A 5,408-nucleotide genomic window follows, 5' to 3' on the forward strand; every position below is an offset into this window, starting at 1 on the left:
GTGCCAGAACCTTCCTTGTGGGCGGTACTAATGGTGCTGGCGCCTTCTGCGTTGTGTCATCGGCACAGAAGACGCTGGTCGATTGGGTGTTAACTGTTGGTCCATATCAGCGTCCAAACCCAGGTTAGAATCGCTCTCACTCAGCCGTTAGACGCGCTCCGGCGTTTTCAGGGCATACCCGTTAGGCTGAGCCCAGGTAGCTGCTGCCAACGCCCTCAGTGATGTATACGCCATGGGAGGAGAACCCAAAACTGCCATGAATATCGTATGTTTCCCAGAAAAAATGGATATCTCCTACTTAGGGGAGATCTTGAGGGGAGGAGCTGAAAAGGTAGCCGAAGCCGGAGCTGTCCTCAGCGGAGGACATACCATCCACGACGACAAGATAAAATACGGTCTTTCTGTCACAGGAATTATCCACCCGGATAAAATTTTAAAAAATTACGGTGCAAAGGAGGGAGACACTCTCATCCTTACAAAACCTCTGGGAGCAGGTATCATAGCTACTGCTTACAGTGTAGGAGAAGCTTCTGACGATGCAGTAGAAAAGCTCCTGGAAAATATGACAACCCTCAATAAGTATTCTATGGATATAATTAGAGAATATCCTATAAATGCCTGTACTGATATAACAGGATTTGGATTTTTAGGTCACGCCTTTGAAATGGCAGGAGGTTCTGAAAAGACCTTTATTCTTGAAAAAGAACTGATCCCGTATATGGAAGAAGCTAAAGATTATGCAAAAGAGTTTTATATAACAAGCGGAGGACAAAAGAACAGAAATCACTTGGGAGACAGAGTTTTATTCAACGATGTACCTTTTTGGCTTCAGGAGATTCTCTTTGATCCTCAGACCTCTGGAGGTCTTCTCTTTTCAGTAGGAAGCGAATTCTCTGAGGAGATTATGGAAAAACTGAATAAACTTCAGATAAAGTCCTCCATAGTTGGAAGAGTGGAAGAAAAGCAGGAACAGACTATCATTGTAGAATAAAAACCAAAACAGATACCAAACTTATATTTTAAAGGAGTTTTTATGAATAAAATTGTAGATGCCAGGGGAAAACTCTGCCCCATGCCCATAATAATGACAAAAAAAGCCTTAAAAGAGATTACAGAGGGAGTAATTGAAACCCTTATAGACAGTGAAATCTCCAAGGAAAATCTCGAAAAAATGGCCAGAGAAACAGGACTCTCTTTTGAAACCACTGAAGAAAACGGAGTTTACCATGTAAAAATAAAAAAAGATAATAAATCAGAAGAGAAAGCAGAAATTAAAAATAAAAAAACTGTAATTGTTATAGCCTCTGACCAGATGGGAGACGGCAGTGAGGATCTTGGGAAAATTCTTATGAAGGGATTTATATATACCCTCACAGAGATGGAAGATGTTCCAAGCACTATACTTTTCTATAATTCCGGAGCCAAAATAACAGTGGAAGGATCAGAATCTGTGGAAGACCTTAAAATCCTTGCAGAAAGAGGGACAGAGATACTGACCTGCGGTACCTGCCTAAACTACTACGGAATACAGGATAAACTTGCCATCGGTGAAGTCTCAAATATGTATACAATCATAGAGAGACAAACAGAGGCCACAAAGGTAATAAGGCCCTAATGAAATCTGAAATTTTCTGCCTTATAACCGCTGATTCAACTCACCAGATAATGAAGCTGGAAAAACTCATTCTGCAAAAAAATATCAAAGTAAGAATAATCCCAGTGCCAAAAGAAATAACCGCCAGCTGCGGCCTGTCCATAAAGTTTGATTTTTCTCTCCTGGAAGAGATTAAATTATTGCTGCCTGAAAACTCCTCCGATTTCTCCCTCTATACCGTGGAAAAATCAGGATTAAAAAAAAATGTCACCAGACTTTGAAAAATCACCAGAGTCCTCATTATAGGGGACTCTGTTTTTTTTAATTTGAATTTCTCTTTAAAAATTTTCCTGAGAAATCGGCAGATTATTGTAATCCCCCCTTCTGTGGAAAAGTATAAATACTATGAATTCATAAAAAATATCCGGAAGTTTTTAAATTTACGGATATTTTTTATATAAGATTAAATGGAAAAAATAAAAAAAATCATAGGATTATCAAAAAAAGAACAGTATATATTATACGATTATAATTAGTTTTATGTTTAAAAGGAGGGATCTTTAATGAAGAAAGTCTGTCTTATATTTATCCTGCTTGTCTGGGGATCATTTACTTTTTCTGCCGATGTAAATGAAATAGTTAGTAAGGCCTATAATGCTGCTTATTATTCGGGAGAAGACGGAAGGGCCACAGTGGATATGGAAATAGTGGATAAAAACGGAAGAATCAGAAAAAGACGTATTATCATGCTGAGAAAAGACATCTCTGACGGAAATGAGCAGATGTACTATGCCTACTTTAAAGAACCTTCAGATGTAAAAAACATGGTTTTTATGGTTCATAAAAATATAGGGAAAGATGATGACAGATGGTTATACCTCCCTGCCCTTGATCTTGTAAAAAGAATAGCTTCCACAGACAAAAGAAGCAGTTTTGTGGGATCTGATTTTACCTATGAAGACATCTCGGGTCGTTCTATTACCGAGGATATTCATGAGCTGACAGGTGAAGACAGCTCTTATTATATAATAAAAAATACACCTAAAACTCCTGAAGATTTCTCATACTTCGTAACCTATATAGACAAAAAAAATTATCTCCCTGTGAAGGCTGATTACTACAACTCCTCGGGGAAAATCTACAGAAGGATAAGTGCTGAAAAAGTAGAAGTCATAGATGGATTTCCCACAATAATGATTATGAAAGCTGACGAAATAGAGAAAGGCTCTTACACAATAAACAGATTCAGCGATGTAGTATACAATCTGGGAATGGAAGAGGACATTTTTACAGAAAGGTATCTCAGACGTCCTCCTAGAAAGTGGCTGAGATAAATTTTACAAAGGGAGGATTAATTATGAAATCAAGATACATTCTTATATTCTTTCTGACATTTCAGTGGGTATTCCCCGCTCCCTTTGAAGACACTGAGTTCAGCGGATTTATAGAAGGGGCTTTGGGCAGACCTGTGGCTTCTAAAGAGTATCAGGAAGAAAATTTTAATCTCGGTGAACTCAGGCTGCAGCTTGAGGCAGGTACTATCCTCACTGACACCTCAGAAAGCAGATTCAAGGTAGATTTTTACCGGGACGAGGTCTTAGACAGTTGGAAGCTGTCACTGAGAGAAGGTTACATATCATATTATCCCTCATCTTTTTATGAAATAAAGGCAGGACGTCAGGTTTTGACATGGGGAACAGGCGACCTTATATTTATAAACGACAGATTCCCAAAGGACTACGAATCTTTCTACTCTGGAAGGGATATGGAATATCTAAAATTACCTTCAGACGCTGTTAAGGTATCGTTTTTTCCACAGGAATATATAGTGGATCTTGTGGTCATTCCTTTTTTCACTGCAAACAGAGTGGTCGACGGTGAAAGGCTGACTTTTTTTGACCAGTCTTCCGGGGATTTTGTCCATACTGGAGAAGATTATCTTGATCCGGATGAACCCTCTACATCACTTTCAAATACACAACTTGCCTTCAGAGTAAAAAGAAATATAGAGGGCAACGAAGTCGCCCTCTACGGGTACAGAGGTTTTTATCTGGACCCTAATCCCTCAGACAGCGGCCAGTACCAGTATTCAAAAAGCAACGTGGTAGGAGCAAGCTGGGTCGGATCTGCCCTTGGAGGAATAGCCAACAGCGAGTTCGGATATGAAGATTCTCAGGATGACAGGAGAGGCGACGATCCGAATATTGTAAATTCCAATTTAAAGTTTCTGGCAGGCTATAAAAGAGAAGTCTGGAGAGACTTTACAGTGGGAGTTCAGTATTATCTTGAGCATATGATGGATTATGATAATTACCGTGATTCTCTTCCAGCTAGCATGGAAGAATATGCCAGACATAAAAACAGGAGTATGTTCTCTCTGAGACTGAGTAAAATGGTGATGCAGCAAAAACTAAAATATGAACTTTTTACTTTTTACTCACCTACAGATGAAGACGGATATGTCAATCCTGACATATCATACAAATGGAATGACGATCTAAATACTTCAGTGGGTATGAATATATTTTACGGAAAATATTTCCATACAGATTTTTCACAGCTGAAAGACAATACCAATGTATACTTGAGAATAAGATATTCATTCTGATAATCGGGGGAATCAATATGAAAATAAAAAAAGTAATTACCGATATCTCAATAAAATATCCCAAATTTATAATATCCATCTTTGTCCTCATGACCCTCATCCTGGCAGTTTTTATACCTAAGATTGAAATCGACACAGACCCCGAGAATATGCTTTCTGAAGACGCATTTGTGAGAACATTCCACAATTATGCCAAAAAAGAATTTCTTCTAAATGACATCATAGTGGTGGGAGTGGTGAATGAAAATAGAAATGAGGGAGTCTTTAATCCAAAAACTTTGCAGGACATCCATACTCTTACAGAGAATATTAAGACATGGGATGGTGTAATAAAGGAGGATATTATATCTCCCTCCACTCAGGACAACATAAGTCAGGGAGGAGTCGGAGAAGTAATTTTTGAGTGGCTTATGAAAGAACCACCAAAAGATATAGAGGATTCTCTGAAAATAAAAAATAATATTATGTCAAACCCGGTATTGAAGGGAACCATGGTTTCAGATGACGGAAAGGCCCTGGCAATATATATCCCTATAAAATCAAAGGATCTCAGCTATGAATACTCTGTCATGATAAAAGAGGTAATAGCAAAATTTAATAACGGTGACTCCTATTATATAAGCGGACTTCCTGTGGCTGAAGATACCTTTGGTGTGCAGATGTTTAAGCAGATGGAAATTTCAGCACCTTTAGCCATGGTTATAATATTTATTCTGTTAAAACTTTTTTTCAAAAAAACCAGCCTGATACTTTCTCCTATGATCATCTCTGTCATGAGTGTATTGATGACAATGGGACTTCTCATAGGTATGGGATATAAAGTACATATTATGAGCTCTATGATACCTATATTTCTGATGCCAATAGCTGTCGTAGATTCCGTCCATATCCTCAGCGTATTTCATGATCTTTATCCCGAATATGGAAATAAAGAGGCTGCCCTCAGAGGCACCATGGATGAGCTCTTCGTTCCCATGCTCTACACCTCACTCACTACCTGTGTGGGATTTGCATCTCTTGCCCTGACCCCTATACCGCCTGTCAGGATTTTCGGGCTCTTTGTTGCCTTCGGTATAGGTATGGCGTGGATACTCACTGTCACCTTCATCCCCTCCTATATAATTTTATTTATAAAAGAGGAATCCTTATCAGATTTCGGTGAATCCTTGGATTCAAAAGCGGGGTTTATCGACAGAGTTCTTAAGA

Annotated in this window: 6 protein-coding genes; all 6 read left to right on the forward strand. The window is 38.7% G+C overall.

Annotated features, from left to right (window positions below):
• The first annotated feature begins 232 nt into the window (after positions 1-232).
• On the forward strand, positions 233-991 hold the full coding sequence (selD, locus tag ABZA26_RS06740; RefSeq protein WP_372713755.1) for a selenide, water dikinase SelD: 759 nt from the start codon (positions 233-235) through the stop codon (positions 989-991).
• Between the two features lie 42 nt (positions 992-1,033).
• A complete protein-coding gene (yedF, locus tag ABZA26_RS06745) occupies positions 1,034-1,615 on the forward strand; it encodes a sulfurtransferase-like selenium metabolism protein YedF (protein ID WP_372713756.1) in 582 nt (193 codons plus the stop codon).
• Positions 1,615-1,875, forward strand: a complete 261-nt coding sequence (locus tag ABZA26_RS06750) for a DUF3343 domain-containing protein (protein WP_372713757.1) — start codon at positions 1,615-1,617, stop codon at positions 1,873-1,875. Before yedF ends, ABZA26_RS06750 begins: the two co-directional genes overlap by 1 nt.
• A gap of 282 nt (positions 1,876-2,157) precedes the next feature.
• Complete coding sequence (locus tag ABZA26_RS06755) at positions 2,158-2,928, forward strand: outer membrane lipoprotein-sorting protein (RefSeq protein ID WP_372713758.1); 771 nt, start codon at positions 2,158-2,160, stop codon at positions 2,926-2,928.
• Positions 2,929-2,951: 23 nt separating this feature from the next.
• Entirely contained in the window at positions 2,952-4,202 is a 1,251-nt protein-coding gene (locus ABZA26_RS06760; RefSeq protein WP_372713759.1) for a hypothetical protein, read from the forward strand.
• A 17-nt stretch (positions 4,203-4,219) separates the two neighbouring features.
• On the forward strand, positions 4,220-5,408 hold a 1,189-nt coding region (locus tag ABZA26_RS06765; protein WP_372713760.1), incomplete at its 3' end, for an RND family transporter.

The sequence above is a fragment of the Ilyobacter sp. genome (assembly GCF_041583315.1).
GTDB lineage: Bacteria > Fusobacteriota > Fusobacteriia > Fusobacteriales > Fusobacteriaceae > Ilyobacter.

Coding starts and splice junctions, on each gene's coding strand:
- ABZA26_RS06755 (WP_372713758.1), top strand. CDS start 2,158: ATGAAGAAAGTCTGTCTTATATTTATCCTGCTTGTCTGGGGATCATTT.
- ABZA26_RS06760 (WP_372713759.1), top strand. CDS start 2,952: ATGAAATCAAGATACATTCTTATATTCTTTCTGACATTTCAGTGGGTA.
- yedF (WP_372713756.1), top strand. CDS start 1,034: ATGAATAAAATTGTAGATGCCAGGGGAAAACTCTGCCCCATGCCCATA.
- selD (WP_372713755.1), top strand. CDS start 233: ATGGGAGGAGAACCCAAAACTGCCATGAATATCGTATGTTTCCCAGAA.
- ABZA26_RS06750 (WP_372713757.1), top strand. CDS start 1,615: ATGAAATCTGAAATTTTCTGCCTTATAACCGCTGATTCAACTCACCAG.